Source organism: Actinomyces bowdenii (assembly GCF_017592395.1).
Lineage (GTDB): Bacteria > Actinomycetota > Actinomycetes > Actinomycetales > Actinomycetaceae > Actinomyces > Actinomyces bowdenii.
Window position 1 is genome coordinate 64,195 of sequence record NZ_JAGFOU010000016.1, and the last position, 19,754, is coordinate 83,948.

The following is a 19,754-nucleotide window of genomic DNA, read 5'->3' on the forward strand; positions in this document are numbered from 1 at the left end:
CGGCGATGAGGTATCGCTCCGCCGCAGTGGCCCCAGTAGGCTCGCGCGCATGCCGTCACTGCCGTCCACCCCCGGCCTCGCTGACCGCCCGCGGGGAGTGGATCCTGGGGCGCCGAGGCGCGGCGCTCATGGGGGATATCGACCCGGCGCATCTTGAGGCACTCAATGCCGGGACGGCGCCTGCGCGCACGCTCACCGAGGCACTGACCAGAGGCCAGTCCCTGCTGCTGCGCGCCGTTGTGTCCGAGGCTGACGATGACCTTCTCGCCGAGGCCGACCGCGCCCAGACCCTGGGCATCCTCAAGCGTATGGCGCACCTCGGAGCAGCCTTGGCTGATCGCCCCGAGGCCGTCGAGGTGGAGCGGCTGGCCTCCCACCCCAGTGACACCGTGCGGGGGTGGGCCTGCTTCCTCATCGCCGTGCGCCGACCCCTCTCGCTACGTGCAGGACTCAGTGGCCAACTGGATCAACGACGCCGCCAGGACCCGCCTCGATTGGGCCCTCGACCTGTGCCGCCGATGGACGGCCGCCCGTGAGAGCCCGGCCACCGAGCGCATGGTGAAACGAGCACTGCGATCCGGAGACCTGGCGGCCCAGCGGGAGCTCAGGCCCGCCAGCCGCCGCCCCGGGCGCGCAGGCCCGTGGTCACGGCCCTGGCCCCCATGAACACCCAGGCGAAGGCCAGCCACAGCGCGGCCAGGCCCCCACCGACCCACCCCTGCCCCACGGCCACCGCCAGGGGCAGGTACACCACCAGGGTGAGCAGCCCCGCCCGGGCCAGGTACCGCCCGTCCCCCGCCCCCATGAGCACGCCGTCGAAGAGGTAGACCGCACCGGCAAGCGGCATGGCCGAGGCCATGATGACCAGCACCGGCGCCGCCAGGGCCCTCACGGACGCATCGGAGGTGAAGACCCATGGCAGCCAAGGGCTCGCCGCCGCCAGGACCAGGCCGATGACAGCGCCCGTCCCCACGCCCCAGGCCAGGCTCCGGCGCAGCACCGCATCGATCGGCGCCGCCCCCAGGCCCCCGGGGACGTCGGCCCCAGGACTGGCGGCCGGATGATCCGGGGCGGCCCGACCGTCCGGCTCGCTCTGCTGCGCCTGCTCAGCGCCCATCCGCCCAGCCTCCCCGGACTCAGCATCCGTCCACCCAGTGCCGGTCATGCCAGCGTCCCCTGGCCCGGTGCTCGTCTGCTCGGCGTCCGCCTGGCCCAGGGCGGTGCCGATGAGTGCCTGGGCAGCCACCGCCAGGGCATCGAGGGCGAAGGCGGCGAAGCTCCACAGGGTGAAGGCCACCTGGTGGGCCGCCAGCGGCACCGGCCCCAGCGCGGTGGCGGCCCACACCGTCGCCACAATGGCCGCCCGAAGGCTCAACGTGCGCACCAGCAGCGGCAGCCCCTCCACCAGTGAGCCGCTCACCCCGGCCCGGCCCGGCCGCAGGCCCAGGCCCTCGGCGCGAGCCGCGCGCATCACCGGCGCCACCAGGGCCACCGCCATGAGAGTCTGGGAGATGGCCGTGCCCGCGCCGGAGCCCGCGATCCCCAAGCCGAGCCCGTAGAGCAGGAAGGCGTTGAGGATCGTGTTGAGCACAGCCCCCGCGCAGGCCACGATGAAGGGCGTGCGCGTATCGAGCAGGCCCCGCAGCACCCCCGTGGCGGCGAAGACCACGAGCATGCCCGGCAGGCCCGGGGCCGAGGCCCACAGGTAGGCCCTCGCCGCACTGGCCACCTCGCCCTCGGCCCCCATCACTGCCACGATCCCCGAGGCGCCCGCGCCCAGGACCACGGCGGCCCCCAGACCCAGGAGCAGGGCCAGCCACACCCCGTCCACGCCGGCGCGCAGCCCCTGACGGCGGCGCCCCGCCCCGAAGAGCCGCGCCGTCGTCGCCGTCGTGGAGTAGGCCAGGAAGACGAAGAGCCCCACGGCCGTGGTCAGGATCGTCGAGGCCAGGGACAGGCCCGCCAGGCTCGTGGCCCCCAGGTGCCCGACCATCGCCGAGTCGATGAGGACGAAGAGCGGCTCAGCCACCAGGGCGCCCAGGGCGGGCAGTGCCAGGGACAGGATGCGGCGGTTGAGGCCGGGGGCTGAGTCGGGGCCGGTGCGGCGAGCGGTGAGGGGCACGCCCCTATTGTCGGGCCCCGGGCGGTCGCAGCCGCCCCGGTGCGGCCACGGCGGGGCGACGGCGATGCGCACGCCGGGGATGCAGCCGGGGCCGGCGCCGTGGAGGCGGAGGGCGAGGGCCGGGGCGCTGAGGCACCGCGCGGGCGGGTGCCGCCTGTGGATCCCCTCAAGTGAGCCGGCGGGGCCGCACCAGTTGAACCTGGGAGCATGCTGCAAGCATGCGGCAAAGCGGCTGACGCCAATAAGAGAGTACGAGCCTGGGGAAAACCTCTGCCAATGAGGCTGTGGGACTCCCACAAACATCGCGGACCTCAAGTCCAGAATCACCTTTGTCCACAGAGATACACACTTATCCACAGATCCAAGTTGTGATCCGGTGGGAACTTCCTATGGATTGCCTGACGGCACTTTTCCTTGGGATGTCAACGTTCTTCTGTCTGTTCAGGCGCTGTTCAGGAGGGTCGTGCACACCTGCGCCCACAGGTCACCGCCCATCCTCCACAGGGCCGGGGGCGGAGTCCACAGGCGCTCCTGAGATATCCCCAGCCCTCATCGGCGGAGCGTTTGCGAGGCGCTGCTGCAGCCGCTATGGTCACGCGCGCGCAACGCCCGCCAGCTGCTCATCGGCTGCCCGCCGGCTGCCCGTCAGCGGCGCCCCAGCGGCCTGCCGCCGGGACGGCGCGGGCAGCGCGGCGGCTGCGCACGGGACGTGAGGAGGGCTCCGGGATGGACGACAGGGACGGCAGGGACCAGGGAGAGGGTGGAGCCCCGGTTGCCCGCTACGAGGCCTACGACGGGGCCTTCGACCGCCTGCCGCCCCAGGACCTCGACGCCGAGATGGCCACCCTGGGGGGCATGCTGCTGAGCAAGGAGGCCATCACCGACGTCATCGACGTCCTGCGCGGCCCCGAGTTCTACCGCTCCGCCCACGAGTCGATCTTCAACGCCGTCGTCGACATCTACAACCGCTCCGAGCCCGCCGACCCGCTCATCGTCGCCGACGAGCTCGCCCGGCGCGGGGAGCTCGAGCGCATCGGGGGAGCCCCCTACCTGGCCTCCCTCATGGCCACCGTCCCCACCGCCGCCAACGCCGGCTACTACGCGCGCATCGTCAAGGACAAGGCCCTCATGCGCGGACTGGTCCAGGCCGGCACCCGCATCACCCAGTTGGGCTACTCCACCGACGCCGGGGACATCGCCAACCTCGTGACCCTGGCCGAGGCCGAGGTCTACGCCGTGGCCCACCACGAGGGGGAGAAGGAGGACTACATCCCGGTCGCCGAGCTCCTCAACGAGGCCAACCTGGAGATCGAGGCCGCCCAGAACCGGGACAACGGCGCCATGACCGGCGTGCCCACCGACTTCCTGGAGCTCGACGAGCTCACCGGCGGCCTGCACGCGGGCCAGATGATCATCGTGGCCGCCCGCCCCGCCATGGGCAAGTCCACCCTGGCCGTCGACTTCTGCCGCGCCGCCTCCATCCACCACGGCATCGCCAGCTGCTACTTCTCCCTGGAGATGGGCCGCATGGAGCTGATGATGCGCATCCTGGCCGCCGAGTCCGGGGTGGACATGAACAAGCTGCGCGGCTCGCGCCAGATGGAGGACCGGGACTGGACCGATGTGGCCCTGGCCTACAACCCGGTGTCCAACGCCCCCCTGTTCATCGACGACTCCCCCAACCTCACCATGCCCGAGATCCGCTCCAAGGCCCTGCGCATGAAGCAGCAGCACCACCTGGGCCTCATGGTCATCGACTACCTCCAGCTGATGAGCTCGGGCAAGCGGGTGGAGTCGCGCCAGCAGGAGGTCTCGGAGTTCTCCCGCTCCCTCAAGCTGCTGGCCAAGGAGCTGGAGATCCCGGTCATCGCCGTCGCCCAGCTCAACCGCGGGCCCGAGCAGCGCACCGGCAACAAGCCCCAGATGAGCGACCTGCGCGAGTCCGGCTCCCTGGAGCAGGACGCCGACATCATCATGCTGCTGCACCGCCCCGAGTACTACAGCCCCGAGGAGCGCCCCGGGGAGGCCGACATCATCGTGGCCAAGCACCGCAACGGCCAGACCCGCACCATTCCCGTGGCCTTCCAGGGGCACCTGTCGCGCTTCGCCAACATGGCGCGCGACATCACCCCCGAGCCCGCCTACGAGTAGAGCGGCGGAGCGAGGGGCCGGCCCCTCGCTCCGCGAGGCCTACTCCTGGACGTCGGAGGCCGACAGGTCGATGCGCTGGAGCGGGATGACCCGCGAGCCGCGAGCCAGGCGGTACCCCAGCCACAGGACCAGGGTGATGGGCAGGCCCACATAGGCCACCAGCAGCCCGTACCAGGTGAAGCCGGCCAGCATCAGGGCGGCCCCCTGGCCCAGGATGACGGCGATGAACACGATGAGCGCGAACCAGGTGCCCGCCGGGAAGAGCCAGGCCCTGTAGGGCAGCTCGGCCGCTGCGTGGCCCTGGACCCGCCAGGCGGCGCGGAAGCGCAGGTGCGCCAGGCACACCCCCACCCACACGATGAAGCCCGTCAGGCCCGTGGCGTTGTAGAACCAGGTGTAGGCCACCGAGTCCCCCACCAGGGAGGACAGGAAGCCCAGCATCGAGACCGCCACCGTGGCCAGGACCGCCCACACCGGCACCCCGTGGGCCGAGACCCGGCTGCACACGCGCGGCGCCCGGCCTGCGCAGGCCATGGAGTACAGCAGGCGCGAGGCCACGTAGAGGGCGGAGTTGCCCGCCGAGAGCACCGAGGTCAGCACGACGGTGTTCATGAGGGCCGCCGCCAGGGCCAGCCCGGCCCGCTCGAAGACGATGGTGAAGGGGCTGGCGGCGATGTTGTCCTCCGAGGCGCTCAGGAGGTTGGGGTCGGTGTAGGCCACCAGGGTGGAGACCACGGCGATGGCGCCGATGTAGAACAGCATGATGCGCACGAACACCGAGTTGATCGCCCGGGGCATCGTCCTGCGCGGGTCCTCCGCCTCCCCGGCGGCCACCGCGGCGGACTCCACGCCGATGAAGGAGAAGCCCGCTGCCATGAGCACCGAGAAGGTGCCGGCCGCGCCGCCCACGAAGGGCGCCTCCCCCCGCGTCCAGTTGGAGTAGCCGGTCTCGTGGCCGCCGATGATGCCCACGATCATCGCCACGCCCACGATGAGGAAGACGATGATGGTGATGACCTTGATCCCGGCGAACCAGAACTCCGACTCCCCGAAGATGCGTGCCGAGAAGAGGTTGAGGACCAGGATGATGGTCAGGAACAGCGTGCTCCACAGCCAGGAGGGCGAGTCGGGGAACCAGTACTTCATGATGATGGCGCTGGCCACGAGCTCGACGGCGATCGTCATGGCGCAGGAGTACCAGTACATCCAGCCCACGGTGAAGCCCAGGGCCGGCTCCACGTAGGAGCCCGCATAGGTCTCGAAGGCCCCCGCCACGGGCCGGTGGGTGACCATCTCGCCCAGGGCGCCCATCATGAAGAAGATGGCCAGGCCGATGATCCCGTAGGACAGGACCGCCCCTCCGGGGCCCGCCGCGGAGATGGACTGGCCCGTGCCCACGAACAGGCCCGTGCCGATCGCACCGCCGATGGCGATGAGGTTGACGTGGCGGATCTTGAGGTTGCGGTGCAGGCAGCCCGACTCCTCGGAGGCACTGGTGGGGCCCGAGCCCGCGGCGCCGTGCTCAGAGGCGGTGGGGGTCGGCGTATTCATAGAGCCTCCTCATCGAGTACATCAGGTATCCTCCAAGGATGCAGTGGCCTGCATGAGGATTCATACCAGGTGAGTTTTCTACCACACCCGGCCTGGTACCGCGAAGGCCACGAGGAGCCCAACGGAAAGGAAGAGGTCTCGATGGAGAGCGTGGAGAGGAAGAAGGCGCTGGTGCGCAGGCCCGGCCCGCGGCTGGCGGAGGGCCTGGTCACCCATATCGAGCGCACGGAGGTGGACCTGGAGCTGGCCCAGCGCCAGTGGCGGGACTACGTCGCGGCGCTGGGCGAGGCGGGGTGGGAGACCATCGAGGTCGACCCGGCCCCCGACTGCCCCGACGCCGTCTTCGTCGAGGACGCCGTCGTCGTCTACGGCAGCACCGCCGTCATCACCCGGCCGGGGGCCGACGAGCGCAAGCCCGAGGTGGAGGCGGCCGAGGAGGCCGTGCGCGCTCAGGGCTACACGATCAGGCGCATCGAGGCGCCCGGGACGCTCGACGGCGGGGATGTGCTGAAGTTCGGCGGCACCGTGTGGGTGGGCCAGGGCGGGCGCACCAATGCCGAGGGGGTGCGCCAGCTCGCCGAGCACCTGGCCGCCGAGGGGGCCACCACCATCGCGGTGCCCCTGACCAAGGTGCTCCACCTGAAGTCGGCGGTCACCGCCCTGCCCGACGGCACGGTCATCGGCTATGAGCCCCTCGTGGACGACCCGGGCGTGTGGGAGCGCTTCCTGGCCGTTCCCGAGGAGTCGGGGGCGCATGTGGTGCTGCTGGGCGGCAACCGGATCCTCATGGCCGCCGACGCGCCGCGCTCGGCCCAGCTCTTCCGGGACCGCGGCTACGAGGTCACCGAGGTCGACATCTCCGAGTTCGAGAAGCTCGAGGGCTGCGTGACCTGCCTGTCGGTGCGCCTGCGCGGCTGAGCGGGGCTCGGGCAGGGGCGGTCCCGGGACCGCCCCTGCCGGGGCCGGTGGGGGCGGCGAGTCAGGTCGTCGGCCAGCGGGGCCTCAGGACTGCTGGTAGCCGCCCTGGTAGACGTAGGGGAAGGGGATGTTGCCGCGCAGGCCGTGCTCGATGGAGGAGGCGACGACCTCCTTGGCCCTCACGGCGGCCTCCAGGGGCGTGGCGCCCTTGGCGAGCTCGGCGGTCACGGCGGCGGCCAGGGTGCAGCCCGCGCCGTGGACGCGCTCGTCCCCCACGGCCGGCACCTCCAGGACCTCCAAGGTGGCGCCGTCGTAGAAGACATCGAGGGCGGTGCCCGTGCCCAGGCTCGGGCCGGCCTTGGCCAGGACATTGGGCACGCCCTGGTCGTGGATGCGCCTGGCGGCGTCCTTGAGCTGGTCCACCGTGGTGATCTCCTCCATGCCCGCCAGCGTGGCCGCCTCGAAGAGGTTGGGGGTGGTCATGGTGGCGCGGGGCAGGATCCGGGAGCGCAGGGCGTTGTCCACCTCCAGGGCGCCGGCGAACTCCTGGCCCTTGCAGATGAGCACCGGGTCGAGGACCACGATGGGGAAGTCGTGCTCCTTCAGGGCCGCCTCCACCACCTCGATCGTGGCGGCGGTGCCGAGCATGCCGATCTTGACGGCGTCGATCCGCGAGTGGACGGTGGCGCAGGTCTCGATCTGGTCGGCGATGACGTCGGGGTCCACCGGGACGAAGCGGTGATTCCAGGCGTCCTTGGGGTCCATGGACACGATGCAGGTCAGGGCCGTGCAGCCGAAGACACCGAGTTGGTGGAAGGTCTTGAGGTCGGTCTGGGCCCCGGCGCCGCCGGAGGCCTCGGAGCCCGCGATGGCCAGTGCGATACGAGTCATGCCCCTAGCGTGCACCCGCCCGGCCCCTGCGGCCAACTCCTGCCTGCCGCTCTGCCGGCCCTGCACATCTTCGGGTGCCCTATCGGTGGAGGAACCGCGGAATCACGCCATCGTGCCGTGCTGATCCAGGCATTCCAGGGCCCAAGATGTGCAACGGCAGTCGCGTTGCACATCTTCAGGCGCTCGTGGTGCGGTGGCGGATTCCAGATCCGCGGGATCCTGCGGGTGCGCGGCGGGGCGGGCCGGTGAAGATGTGCAGCCGGTCAGGCGCCGATGCGATCGGGAAGGTCGGCGACTGGGTACCAGACGACGCGACGGCCCTGCTTGGCGGAGGTGAGCAGCCCGCGCGCCTCAAGGTCCTGGAGGTCGGTGCGGGCGGTCTGGGTGGACACGCCGTGGGTGCGCTGATGCCCGGCCACCGTCGCCGAGGCCCCGGGATCGCGCAGGAAGGACTCGATGAGGCTGACCTGACGGTGGTTGAGCTCCAGGTCCCGCAGTCGGCGACTCGCCTGCGAGACCTGCCCAGACTTGCGTGTGAGGTAGGCGCTGAGCTCATCGATGGACCGGGAGATGATCTCCGCCTGGTAGAGGAAGAAATGGGTGAGGTCTCCTTCGTCGTACTCGGTGTGGAGGAAGGATCGTGCGTATTCCGCTGGTGCTCGCCGCAGCAATCTGGAGATGGAGAGGTACTCGGTGAGGAAGAACCCCTGGCGCAGCATCGACCAGTAGAAGACCGCCCGGGAGGTGCGCCCGTTGCCGTCGGCGAAGTAGTGGTCGTGGCCCATCATGAAGTGGAGTGTGATGGCGCGCAGCAGCGGGGGCATGTACGGCTGCCCACTGCCTGGGGAGTCCGATGAGTTGGCGAATGCGCACAGGATCCTCATGCGCTCGGGCAGCTCCTCGGCGGGTGGCGGCACATGGAGCACCTGCTCACCACGGGAGGTGATCCGGCCCCCGTAGATACGCACGCGGTCCTCTCCGGGGCGCTGGATGCGCCCGGCGTCGTCGGGGTCATCGAGGGTGCCCTGGGTGACCTGGCGATGGATCTGGCAGATGAGCTCCGGCGTCAGGGGGGCGTCGCGCAAGGCGGGAATATTCTGCATCGCCTCGTAGTTGTTGAGGATCATCTGCTCGCTGCGATCGCGGGGGCGGCGGTTCTCGCGCAGCATTCGCTTGGCCTCCACGCGGGAGGTCGAGGCCCCCTCCAGCTGGGAGGAGGTGATGGCCTCCTCGATGAGTGAGGAGATGAGGTAACGGTCGCGACTGGCGGGATTGGCGATGGGCTCAGGCATCTGGATCTGGCCGCTGGCACGTGAGGAGGCGTCATCGATGAGCCTGAGAAGGGGGTCGGGGAGGTTGTAGGTCAATGGGGTCCCGTCGCTCAGGGTGAAGGGGGTGGTGCGGGCGGCCTGCATGCGGCGGCCGCGCACGGCCAGCCACCACTCCTGGCGGGTGAAGCCCGCGGGCGGCTCATGGCGGAGGAACCACTCCCAAGGGTGGTAGTCGGGGTCCAAGGAGAGGCGCGGGTCGCTCAGGATCGCCAGGAGGTGGGAGTCCTGGGTCGTGGTGGTGAGGAGCTCGGCGTACGGCTTGGGTGGCGGGACCGGTGTCTTCATCTCAGCCCTCAACTGCTAGTTGCTGCTAATCCAGTCAAGATTAGCAGCAACTAGCAGTTGAGGGCTGATGCGGGCAGCCTCAGGGGCTCGGGCGGGGGTGTGGGGCGGCTGGCACTCCGAACTGCTAGTTCTGGCAAGATTAGCAGTTATTAGCAGTCGGGGGTCGGGGGCGGTGCGGCCGCCCCGCCGCGGGGTGTGCCGTCGTCGACCCCGGCGCGCGGGCCCGCGTGGCGCCCCGGCAGCCCGGGATACGGCGCCATCGCGTGGCCTTCCCGGGACTGCTTCCGTCAGGGCCCCGGACAGGGGAGGATAGAGGTATGAGCGCCGCCACTCCCGTCCCCGAAGCCCTGTACGACCTCGTCTTCCACGCCCTGGACCCGCTGGAGGCCGCCGAGCGCGATGTCTTCCTCACCCGGGTCGAGCGCTGGTACCCCGACCTGCTCGACGGCCTGACCGTCCTGTACGGGGAGGCCGCCGCGGAGACCGCCATGACCCTGGTGGAGCGCGCCGCCCACGCCTACGCCGAGAGGGATCCCGAGCTGCGGCGCCTCGACCTGGCCCGCACCCTGGACCCCGCCTGGGCCCAGGACCCCGGCCGCATCGGGTACGCGGCCTACACCGAGCGCTTCGCCGGCACCCTGCGCGGCGTGGAGGAGCGCATCGACTACCTGCGCGAACTGGGCGTCACCTACCTCCACCTCATGCCCCTGCTCACCCCCCGCCCCGGGGACTCCGACGGCGGCTACGCCGTGGCCGACTACCGCACCGTCCGCGAGGACCTGGGGACCATGGCGGACCTGGAGGCCCTGACCGCCGAGCTGCGGCAGGCCGGCATCTCCCTGGTGGTGGACCTGGTCCTCAACCATGTGGCCGCCGAGCACGAGTGGGCCAGGCGCGCCCGCGCCGGGGAGCAGCGCTACCGCGACTACTTCCTCATCTTCCCCGACCGCACCGAGCCCGACGCCTACGAGCAGACCCTCCCCGAGGTCTTCCCTGACTTCGCCCCGGGCAACTTCACCTGGGACGAGGAGCTGGGCGGCTGGGTGTGGACCACCTTCAACTCCTTCCAGTGGGACATCAACTGGCGCAACCCCCGCGTCATGGAGGAGTACGCCCAGATCGTGCTCGACCTGGCCAACCGCGGGGTGGAGGTGCTGCGCCTGGACGCCATCGCCTTCACCATCAAGCGCAAGGGCACCGACTGCCAGGGCCAGCCCGAGGTCCACGCGATCACTGAGGTGCTGCGCGCCCTGACCCGCATCGCCTGCCCGGCGGTGGACCTCAAGGCCGAGGCGATCGTCGCCCCCACCGAGCTCCTCCAGTACCTGGGGCAGGGCAAGTACACCGGCAAGGTCTCCGACCTGGCCTACCACAACTCCCTCATGGTCCAGATCTGGTCGATGCTGGCCGCCCGGGACACCACCCTGGCGGTTGAGGCCCTCCAGAGCCTGCCGGTGGAGCCGTCGTCGGCCACCTGGATCACCTACCTGCGCTGCCACGACGACATCGGCTGGGCGATCGACGACGGCGACGCCGCCGCCGTCGGCCTCAACGGCTACGACCACCGCGCCTTCCTGGCCGACTGGTACCGGGGCCAGTGGCCCTGGAGTGACGCGCGCGGACTGGTCTTCCAGCACAACCCGGCCACCGGGGACCGCCGCATCGCCGGCACCGCGGCCTCCCTCATCGGCATCGAGGCCGCCGACGAGGCCTGGCAGGGCGTGTCCGACGACGCCCCGGGCTTCAAGGCCGAGGAGCTGTGGACCTGGCGCGAGGAGCGCCTCAACGCCATGCGCATGGCCTATGCCATCATCTACGGCTGGGGCGGCATCCCGGTGCTGTGGAGTGGGGATGAGCTCGCCCAGCCCAACGACCCCAACTGGGACACCGAGCCGGGCCATGAGGCCGACACCCGGTGGGCGGGGCGCCCGCGGCTCGATACGGCCCGCGCTGCCAACCGCCACGACCGCTCCACCGCCGAGGGCAGGGTCTTCACCGACCTGGCCCGCATGGCGCGCGTGCGTGCGGGCCTGCCCCAGCTGGAGGCCAGCACCCGCACCCGGGTGATGGATGTGGACGACCCCGGGGTGCTGGTCACCCACCGCGATCACCCGCGGGGCAGCTTCGTGGGCGTCTACAACGTCACCCCCGAGTGGCGCTCGGTCTCGGCGGCCCGGCTGGCCGAGCTGGGCGTCATGGGGGCCAGTGATGTCCTGACCGACACGGTGCCCTTCGGCTCGGCCTCCCTGGAGGGCGCCGGCGACGGCCGTGTGCCGGTGCCGCCCTACGCCGCCTGGTGGCTGGTGCGCTCCACCGACTGAGGGTCAGTGGGCTGGTCGGGGGTGACTGGGATCCTGTGAGGATGCTGGATGCTGGGGAGATCCCTTGTGAGAGGGTCCGTCAGCATCGCCGCCTGTATCTCGCGGATGTGCTGGAGTACCAGAGGCGCCAGCGCCGTGACGCCCGGGAGGCCCTGTCGGACATGGTGTCAGACGCGCAGGCCATACGACCTGGATCCCGATGAGGTGCGCCGAGAACGGTAGAAGAGGTGCTCGATCGTCTTGAGCATGAGGGTCTCAAGGGCTTGGCTGCCGCCTGCCGCCCCGACGTCGTGGGGTGAGCGGGTGCGGGAACGAGCTGGTGGCCCGCGGCTGCGACGCGGCGTCACGGCGTGGTGCCCGTGGTGCATCATGGTGGGATGACGATTCGCGACATCGCCGTCGAGCCTGACGAGGCCCTGGTCTCCACGGCCCTGGAGGAGACCACCCCCGCCGCCCTCATGGCCGGGGCGCTGCCCGCCGAGCGGGCCCCCCGCCCCCTGAGCGTCTTCGACCTCATGCGCATCGGCATCGGCCCCTCCTCCTCCCACACCGTGGGCCCCATGCGGGCCGGCCGCGCCTACGCCACCGCGCTGGCGCAGGCCCTGAGCGCCGTCGGCCCCGGGCAGGGGCCGGCCCCCGCCGTCAGCCGCCTGACCATCGAGCTCTACGGCTCCCTGGGCGCCACCGGCCGCGGGCACGCCACTGATCGGGCCGTCCTCATGGGGCTGGCGGGCCACGAGCCCGAGACCGTGCCCACCGACGTCTGCGCCTCCCACATGGAGCAGGTCGAGGCGGCCGAGGAGCTGGTCATCCACGGCGTCGGGCCGGTGCCCCTCGCCCCCGCCGCCGACATCCAGTTCCTGCCCGGCCGGGTCCTGCCCTACCACGTCAACGGCATGACCCTGACCGCCTACCGGCCCGACGGAAGCGAGATCCTGCGCCGCACCTACTACTCGGTGGGCGGGGGCTTCGTCATGGAGGACGTGGGCGCCCCCGGTGCCCCCTCGATCCAGGCCCTGTCGACCGCCTCGGCCACCCAGGTGCACGCCACGCCCGCCCCCTACCCCTTCACCACCTCGGCCGCGCTGCTGGATATCTGCCGGCGCGAGGAGCTGGGGGTGGCCGACGTCGTGCTGGCCAATGAGATCTCCGCGCGGCCCCGCCATGAGGTCATCGCCTACCTGGACCGGCTGCGCTCCACCATGCGCGCCTGCATCGAGGCCGGTATCCGCGCCGAGGGCACCCTGCCCGGGGGGCTGGGGGTGCGGCGCCGCGCCAAGGCCCTCCATGAGCGCCTCCAGGCCCAGGCCCTCGGCCCCGGCAAGGCCTTCGCCATGGCCGACCCGCTGCGCGGCATGGACTGGGTGGACCTGTTCGCCCTGGCCGTCAACGAGGAGAACGCGGCGGGGCGCCGCGTGGTCACCGCCCCCACCAACGGCGCCGCCGGGATCGTGCCGGCCGTCCTGGCCTACTACGAGCGCTTCATCCCCGGGGCCGACGACGACGGCGCCCGCCGCTTCCTGCTGGCCGCCACCGCCGTGGGGGGCCTGATCAAGACCAATGCCTCCATCGCCGGGGCCGAGGTGGGCTGCCAGGGGGAAGTGGGGTCGGCCTCCTCCATGGCGGCCGCCGGCCTGGCCGAGGCGCTGGGCGGCAGCCCGGCCCAGGTGGAGAACGCCGCCGAGATCGCCATGGAGCACAACCTGGGCCTGACCTGCGACCCCGTGGGCGGGCTGGTGCAGATCCCCTGCATCGAGCGCAATGCGGTGGCCGCGGTCAAGGCCATCAACGCGGCGCGCATGGCCCTGTGGGGGGAGGGGCGCCACGCCGTCAGCCTCGACACGGTCATCGAGACGATGCGCCAGACCGGGGAGGACATGCTCGCCAAGTACAAGGAGACCTCCCGCGGCGGCCTGGCCGTCAACGTCATCGAGTGCTAACCCCTTCTTTTCGACAATTTGCATGAGATCGTACTTCTCCAGGCCTGGAGAAGTACGATCTCATGCAAATTGTCGAAAGTCAGGGGGTGGACAGGGTCAGCAGGAAGGCCACGCACATGACGACCTCGACGATCCCCAGCACCCCGGGCCGCAGGGGGCGGTGGCGGGTGCGCACCAGGCGCCACTGCCACAGGGGCATCACCAGGGATCGCAGCGCCAGCACCACCCACAGCGCCGCATGCGCCACCGGCAGGTAGCCGCCCGAGGCCAGCCAGATCGTAACCCCGGCCATTGCCGCATGGGCCGCCACCTCACCGGCCAGCAGCGGGTAGTTGAAGCGCTCGCGGATCATCGACTTGATGTAGGGCACCGTCCCGCAGAAGTAGGCCGCCGTCAGGCCCGTGACCAGCCACATCCAGGGCCAGCCCGTCAGCGCGCCGTTGGGGGAGCCCCCCGGCAGCTCGGAGGCCCCCGCCCCCAGGCCCAGGAAGCCGCCCGCGCCGCGCACCGCCAGGCTGTAGGTGACCGCGGCCATGAGGGATGCGGCCGCCGTTGTGACCAGCCCCGAGATGAGGGAGCGCTCATGGCCCCGCCACACCTGGTGGACGGCGATGGCGAACAGGGGCGCCAGCGGCACCGCCCACTGCACCAGGTAGGGCGCGGCGATGAGGGTGATGAGCGCCAGCAGGGCGGTCCACCCCGTGTAGACCAGCAGCGGCAGAAGGATGAGGGCGCGGCGGCGCGGCGAGCGCGTGCGCAGCCACTGCGACCACGCCCAGTAAGTGAGGTAGGCCCCCCACCAGGCGGGCAGGAGCAGCAGGTTCACCCAGGACCAGCCCCCCACCACCCAGCCGACGATCGGTGGGAGCACCAGCATCGACCAGGCGCCGTGCTGGTTGGGCACCCATGCCTTGCGGCCGGGCTGGCGCCGGATCTGCTCCTGGGTGGGCGGCGGGGCCGGCCGGGGCCGGCCTGTTGAGAGCATGACGTCGTCAGAGGGGCCGGGCCGTGATTGGTGGGAGGGGGCGGAGCGCGGCCCGGCCGGCTCCGACGGCGCACTGGCGCTGACGGCGGCCTGCTCGGGGACGCCGTGCTGGTCTGAGAGGCGCTCCACCCTGCGCTGGGAGGGCCCGGAGGGGCGGGACTGACTCACATGGAGCAGCCTATCGTCCCGCCTCTTGTGCTCCCCTCACCGGGCGTGGCCAGTAGCGCCCGCGCGGCCACGGGGCCCGGTCATCTCAGCGTCGCCCGCCCCGGGTCGATGGCGATCTTGACGCTGGTGTGGTCGCGGGCCGCCTCCATGGCCTCGCGCCACTGGTCCAGGCCGAAGGTGTGGGTGACGATCGGCGCCTCGTCGAGGATCCCGCCCGCCAGCAGGGCGACGGCGTCATGCACATCGGCCCGCATGGCATTGGAGCCCCCGGAGACCGTCAGCTCCTCGTAGTGCACGGTGTTGGGCTGGATCGAGGCGCGCGAGCCCCGGGGGAATCCCGCGAACCAGCTGCCCCGCCCCCGGGCGCCGCCAGCTCCAGGGAGGCGTCTTCCAGCTCTTCGGCCCCGATGGCCCCGATGACGACGTCGGCGCCCCATCCGCCGCTCGCCTCAGCCACCGCCGACGCGGCATCCTCGGGCGCCACCGCCACGGCGCCCAGGTCCTCGGCGACCCGCCGGCGCAGCGGGTTGCGCCCCGAGACGATGACCCTGCCCGCACCTGCGCCGAGCCCCCGGCACCCCTCAGCGAACCGGGCGGGAGCGCCGTCGGTATCGGTGAGGAAAGCGGGGGGGCTCGGCGGGACGGGGAGGGGATCAGCCGCCCAGGGCCGCGGAGACCACCTTCTTGGCCTCCTCCTGGACCAGGGCCAGGTGGTCGGCGCCCTTGAAGGACTCGGCGTAGATCTTGTAAACGTCCTCGGTCCCCGAGGGGCGGGCCGCGAACCAGGCGGACTCGGTGGTCACCTTCAGCCCCCCGATCGCCTCGCCGTTGCCGGGGGCCTCCACCAGGCGCGCGGTGATCTCCTCACCGGCCAGCTCGGTGGCGGTGACATCGGAGGGCGAGAGCGCGGCGAGCTTGGCCTTCTCCTCCTTGGAGGCGGCGGCGTCGATGCGCGCGTAGGCGCTGTCCCCGAAGCGCTCCACCAGCTCGGCATGCAGCTGGGAGGGGGAGCGGCCGGTCACGGCGATGATCTCGCTGGCCAGCAGGGCCAGGAGGATGCCGTCCTTGTCCGTGGTCCACACCGTCCCGTCCTTGCGCAGGAAGGAGGCGCCGGCGCTCTCCTCCCCGCCGAAGCCCAGGGAGCCATCGAGCAGCCCGGGCACGAAGTGCTTGAAGCCCACCGGGACCTCCACCAGGGGGCGGCCGATGGCCTCGGCCACGCGGTCGATGAGCGAGGAGGAGACCAGGGTCTTGCCCACCGCGCAGTCCGGGGCCCAGCCGGGGCGGTGGGTGAAGAGGTAGTCGATGGCCACGGCCAGGTAGTGGTTGGGGTTCATCAGGCCCCCGTCGGGGGTGACGATGCCGTGGCGGTCGGAGTCGGCGTCGTTGCCGGTGGCGACGTCGTAGGGGGTGCGGCCCTCGGCGTCGGGGGTCATGATCCCCCGCAGGGAGGCCATGGCGTTGGGGGAGGAGCAGTCCATGCGGATCTTGCCGTCCCAGTCCAGGGTCATGAAGGGCCAGGCCGGGTCGACCTCGGGGTTGACCACCGTCAGCTCCAGGCCGTAGCGCTCCCCGATCGCCCCCCAGTAGTCCACGGCGGCACCGCCCAGCGGGTCGGCGCCGATGCGCACCCCCGCCTCGCGGATCGCCTCCATATCGATGACACTGTCCAGGTCGGCGACATAGGTCTCCAGGTAGTCGTGCTTGAGCACGTACGGGCCGTCCAGGGCCTCGGCGATCGGCACGCGCGGCACCTCGCGCCACCCCTGGTCCAGCAGCTCGTTGGCGCGCGCCGCGATCCACCCGGTGGCGTCGGAGCCGGCGGGGCCGCCCGTGGGCGGGTTGTACTTGAACCCGCCGTCGCGGGGCGGGTTGTGGGAGGGGGTGACGACGATGCCGTCGGCCAGGCCCGGCCCCGAGGTGCGCACGCCGGCCTCGGTGCCCGCGCCGTTGGCCAGGAGGATCGAGTGGGAGACGGCCGGGGTGGGGGTGTAGGAGCCGCGGGCGTCGATGGCGGTCATCACCCCGGCGCCGGAGAGCACCTCGATGGCGGTGCGCCAGGCGGGCTCGGACAGGGCGTGGGTGTCGCGCCCCAGGTACAGGACGCCGTCGGTGCCCTGGGATCGGCGGTACTCCACGATCGCGGCGGTGGTGGCCACGATATGCGCCTCGTTGAAGGCGGTGTCCAGGGAGGAGCCGCGGTGTCCGGAGGTGCCGAAGACCACCCGCTGGGAGGCGATGGCGGGGTCGGGGACGAGGTCGTAGTAGGCGGAGAGGACCTCATCGACATCGATGAGGTCGTCGGGCTGGGCTGGTTGTCCTGCGCGTGGATGCATGGGGGCAGTGTGTCACGGGCCACTGGAGCCGTCAGCCCGTTTCGCTGCCCGGGCATCACGGCGTCTCGTAGCGCGGACATGCGGGGTGCTCGCGGCGGGGCAATGGTCCTAGGTGCGCCCTCTGGGGGTTGTGGGCGGGGAGGGTGGGGGCTTGAGGCGGTGTGGGGCTGGTAGCGGGCCAGGGCTGGTGGTGGGGTGCGGTTGGGCGTCACTTCGCGACAGAGGCGTCACTTCGCGCAAAGAGCGACACCTACAAGTACCGTCCAAGTCGCGAAGTGACGCCCCGGCCGCCACGTGAGGTCCAGCCCGCTCCTCGCCGGGCTCCCCGGTGCCGCGGCGCCCAGGTGCCGGCACCGCGGGCCGTGCGCCACCGAGCTCCGCCGGCCGCCGTTGGCCATCTCCCGGGGAAGTGCACCTAGAGTGGGAGCGGGCCGGGCGCGGGCGCCCCCCTGCCCGGGTCGCCCGCCGTGCCTGCGTCGACTGCGCCTCGTCTGCGCGCGCTCCCAGGACTGTTCCGAGAACCAATGGAGGAATGATGACCGTCACCCGTATCGCCACCGACCGCGCCCCCGCCGCTGTGGGCTCCTACGCCCAGGGCGTCTCCACGGGGGACGGCGCCGGCTCACTGGTCTTCGTCTCCGGTCAGGTGCCGCTCGACCCCGCCACCGGCACGCTGGTCGAGGGCGACGTGCAGGCCCAGGCCGAGCAGGTGCTCAAGAATGTGGGCGCCATCCTCGCCCAGGCGGGCCTGGGGTACGACGACGTCGTCAAGACCACCGTCCTGCTGGCCGACATCGCCGATTTCGCCGCCGTCAACGAGGTCTACGCCCGCTACTTCACCGGTGAGGCCCTGCCCGCCCGCGCCGCCTTCGCCGTCGCCGGGCTCCCCCTGGGGGCGCGGGTGGAGATCGAGGCCGTCGCCGCCCGGTCCTGAGCGCGGGGGCGCTGCCGGCGACTAGCCTGGTGGCGCTTCCCATCCCCACTCTCATCGGAGGGCGACATGTCCGATCTGATCATCCGCTGGGGCGGGCTGCGAGCTCTCGCCTCCCTGAGCCTCAGGCTCATCCTGGCCCTGGTGCTGCTGGTGGGGCTGCCCCTGTGGGCCCTGTGGCCCTTCGGCCGCAGCCACGTCCCCCAGGTGGAGGTGCACGATGAGGCGCAGGTGCTTCAAGCTGATGCGGTGCGCCAGGACCTGGAGGAGGTCCGCTTCCGCCAGGATGTGCGCCTGGCGGTGGTGACCCTCGATGTGGGGTACGACGAGAATCTCAACGCCGCCGTCCTGGAGTACGCCCGCGCCAATGAGCCCGGTTGGATCGATGACAACCCCAACTACTGGGCCGATGGCCTGGTGATCCTGGCGGTCTCGCCCTCGGGGCGCTGGGTGGGGTGCTACTTCGGTGAGGACGTCAAGGTAGACCTGGGCATCCAGTCCCAGATCCAGGAGTCGGCCAAGAGCCGCTTCCGGGCCGCCGACTGGGCCGGGGGCATCGAGGCGATGGCGCGCACCAGCGCGGAGGTGATCGGCAGGCCGGTTCCCTCCGACACCGCAGTCGTCCTGCTGTGCATCCTGGGGGTCGGCGGCGGGGTGATCATCCTGGGGTGGATGCTGTGGGCGCGGGGCGAGGCCCGCAGCCGCTTCAAGCGCGCCTCGCGGCACTACACGCAGGTGACCACGGACTATGACGTCACCCGGATCCGGGCCGAGCTCATCCCCGCCGACGACGCCCATGGGGCGCAGGTGCTGGCGCGCTTCGGCTGGTTCGAGGACCGCTACGCCAGCCTGACCCGCGCCTTCAACGGGTTCGGGGAGCGGCGGGGCGCCCAGTGGTTCGAGATGGGGCTGCGGGTCAAGGCCCGGGCGATGGAGGAGCAGGCCCGTGAGCTGGACTCCCTCGACGACGCGATCGCCAACGCAGCGGCGCTGCTCACCCTGTCCGAGGGGTGGCAGAAGGCCTGGCACAACGAGCTGGGGCCGGTCCAGGAGGACCTGGCCTCCCTGAAATCGCTGTGCGCCTCGGTGGCCTCGAAGAACAGCGGTGTTGACGTCGAGCCGGACCGGGCCTGGGTGCGCCAGCGCAGCGACCGGTTGGCTCAGATGGCGGGTGCGCTCGCGCACGGCAGCCTGACCCCGTCGGCCGCTCTCGATGAGTTGGACGCGACCTCCCAGGAGGTCGGCGTGCGCGCCGACTCCCTGGCGCGCAGGGCGCTGGAGGCCGATACCTCCTCACTGGGGCGCACGCGGCTGCAGCGCTACGAGAGCGACTACTCCCGCAGGGCCCGCTTCGGCTCCGCGCACTACGCGGGCTGGTGGGTGCTCGATGGGCACCGCTCCTCCTACAGCCCGGCCGCGACGATCCGGATCAACCCCGACTCCCCCGGTGCGAGCGCCTCGGGAGTGCGGTGGACGGGGGCGGGTTCGTCCTCCCAGTTCTCCTCGCCGATCTCGGGGCTGGTGACGGGCTACAGCTCGGCGGTGAGCTATACGCCCGCCAGCAGCGGCTCCTCAGGCGGCTTCTCCGGGTCCTCCTTCTCCGGCGGGGGCTACTCCGGGGGCGGCTTCTCGGGGGCGGGCTCCAGCTCGCACTTCTGAGCGCCGCCGACGGGCGCGCCAGCACCGCCTGCCCTAGCTGTTCTTCCTCGTGAGGTTGTGAACGCGTTGTGAGGGGGTTTGGCCTGCGATGCCTGTGTGGGGTCGGTGGTGATTGTAGTGGTGGAGCCACTGGTCGTAGGCCTGTTCGCGTTCGGTCTCGCTGGT

General features: G+C 71.5%; 16 protein-coding genes. 7 read left to right on the plus strand and 9 right to left on the minus strand.

Annotated features, from left to right (window positions below; genetic code table 11):
* The first annotated feature begins 5 nt into the window (after nucleotides 1-5).
* Complete coding sequence (locus J5X07_RS08330; protein WP_208479416.1) at nucleotides 6-536, plus strand: hypothetical protein; 531 nt, start codon at nucleotides 6-8, stop codon at nucleotides 534-536.
* Between the two features lie 68 nt (nucleotides 537-604).
* On the opposite strand, the gene J5X07_RS08335 is transcribed toward J5X07_RS08330, so the two are convergent.
* A complete protein-coding gene (locus tag J5X07_RS08335) occupies nucleotides 605-2,122 on the minus strand; it encodes an MATE family efflux transporter (RefSeq protein WP_341769439.1) in 1,518 nt (505 codons plus the stop codon).
* A 726-nt stretch (nucleotides 2,123-2,848) separates the two neighbouring features.
* On the opposite strand from J5X07_RS08335, the gene dnaB reads away from it, so the two are divergent.
* Nucleotides 2,849-4,273 (plus strand): replicative DNA helicase, encoded by a 1,425-nt coding sequence (gene dnaB / locus J5X07_RS08340; RefSeq protein WP_279596134.1) that lies wholly within the window; start codon nucleotides 2,849-2,851, stop codon nucleotides 4,271-4,273.
* Nucleotides 4,274-4,312: 39 nt separating this feature from the next.
* Here the strand turns inward: dnaB and J5X07_RS08345 are convergent, their stop codons facing one another.
* Entirely contained in the window at nucleotides 4,313-5,824 is a 1,512-nt protein-coding gene (locus J5X07_RS08345) for an amino acid permease (RefSeq protein WP_208479420.1), read from the minus strand.
* Nucleotides 5,825-5,893: 69 nt separating this feature from the next.
* Between J5X07_RS08345 and ddaH the strand changes: the two genes are divergently transcribed.
* The gene (ddaH, locus tag J5X07_RS08350; protein WP_280527790.1) at nucleotides 5,894-6,742 is read left to right on the plus strand and encodes a dimethylargininase; all 849 of its coding nucleotides are present in this window, start codon (nucleotides 5,894-5,896) and stop codon (nucleotides 6,740-6,742) included.
* 84 nt (nucleotides 6,743-6,826) lie between these two features.
* Here the strand turns inward: ddaH and J5X07_RS08355 are convergent, their stop codons facing one another.
* Together J5X07_RS08355 and J5X07_RS08360 are read right to left on the minus strand one after the other, a co-directional pair.
* Complete coding sequence (locus J5X07_RS08355; protein WP_124933062.1) at nucleotides 6,827-7,633, minus strand: hydroxymethylpyrimidine/phosphomethylpyrimidine kinase; 807 nt, start codon at nucleotides 7,631-7,633, stop codon at nucleotides 6,827-6,829.
* Between the two features lie 263 nt (nucleotides 7,634-7,896).
* Complete coding sequence (locus tag J5X07_RS08360; RefSeq protein ID WP_208479422.1) at nucleotides 7,897-9,249, minus strand: Fic family protein; 1,353 nt, start codon at nucleotides 9,247-9,249, stop codon at nucleotides 7,897-7,899.
* Between the two features lie 317 nt (nucleotides 9,250-9,566).
* Between J5X07_RS08360 and J5X07_RS08365 the strand changes: the two genes are divergently transcribed.
* Both J5X07_RS08365 and J5X07_RS08370 read left to right on the plus strand, forming a co-directional pair.
* Nucleotides 9,567-11,570 carry an alpha-amylase family protein gene (locus tag J5X07_RS08365; protein WP_208479424.1) on the plus strand — a complete coding sequence of 668 codons (2,004 nt, stop codon included), beginning with the start codon at nucleotides 9,567-9,569 and terminating at the stop codon, nucleotides 11,568-11,570.
* Nucleotides 11,571-11,947: 377 nt separating this feature from the next.
* Nucleotides 11,948-13,510 (plus strand): L-serine ammonia-lyase, encoded by a 1,563-nt coding sequence (locus tag J5X07_RS08370; RefSeq protein ID WP_124933059.1) that lies wholly within the window; start codon nucleotides 11,948-11,950, stop codon nucleotides 13,508-13,510.
* 79 nt (nucleotides 13,511-13,589) lie between these two features.
* Here J5X07_RS08370 and J5X07_RS08375 read toward each other — a convergent pair whose 3' ends face one another.
* From J5X07_RS08375 to pgm, 4 genes are all read right to left on the minus strand, one after another.
* Nucleotides 13,590-14,663: a YwiC-like family protein gene (locus J5X07_RS08375; protein ID WP_208479426.1), complete on the minus strand. Its 1,074-nt coding sequence runs from the start codon at nucleotides 14,661-14,663 to the stop codon at nucleotides 13,590-13,592.
* Between the two features lie 80 nt (nucleotides 14,664-14,743).
* Nucleotides 14,744-14,959 (minus strand): hypothetical protein, encoded by a 216-nt coding sequence (locus tag J5X07_RS08380; RefSeq protein ID WP_208479428.1) that lies wholly within the window; start codon nucleotides 14,957-14,959, stop codon nucleotides 14,744-14,746.
* Complete coding sequence (locus tag J5X07_RS13500) at nucleotides 14,941-15,207, minus strand: hypothetical protein (RefSeq protein ID WP_208479441.1); 267 nt, start codon at nucleotides 15,205-15,207, stop codon at nucleotides 14,941-14,943. Before J5X07_RS13500 ends, J5X07_RS08380 begins: the two co-directional genes overlap by 19 nt.
* Before the next feature lie 109 nt (nucleotides 15,208-15,316).
* Nucleotides 15,317-16,999 (minus strand): phosphoglucomutase (alpha-D-glucose-1,6-bisphosphate-dependent), encoded by a 1,683-nt coding sequence (gene pgm, locus J5X07_RS08390; RefSeq protein WP_208479430.1) that lies wholly within the window; start codon nucleotides 16,997-16,999, stop codon nucleotides 15,317-15,319.
* A gap of 535 nt (nucleotides 17,000-17,534) precedes the next feature.
* On the opposite strand from pgm, the gene J5X07_RS08395 reads away from it, so the two are divergent.
* Nucleotides 17,535-17,933: a RidA family protein gene (locus J5X07_RS08395; protein ID WP_208479432.1), complete on the plus strand. Its 399-nt coding sequence runs from the start codon at nucleotides 17,535-17,537 to the stop codon at nucleotides 17,931-17,933.
* A 66-nt stretch (nucleotides 17,934-17,999) separates the two neighbouring features.
* Complete coding sequence (locus J5X07_RS08400) at nucleotides 18,000-19,589, plus strand: DUF5129 domain-containing protein (RefSeq protein ID WP_208479434.1); 1,590 nt, start codon at nucleotides 18,000-18,002, stop codon at nucleotides 19,587-19,589.
* 33 nt (nucleotides 19,590-19,622) lie between these two features.
* Here the strand turns inward: J5X07_RS08400 and J5X07_RS08405 are convergent.
* On the minus strand, nucleotides 19,623-19,754 hold a 132-nt coding region (locus tag J5X07_RS08405), incomplete at its 5' end, for an integrase core domain-containing protein (RefSeq protein ID WP_208478972.1).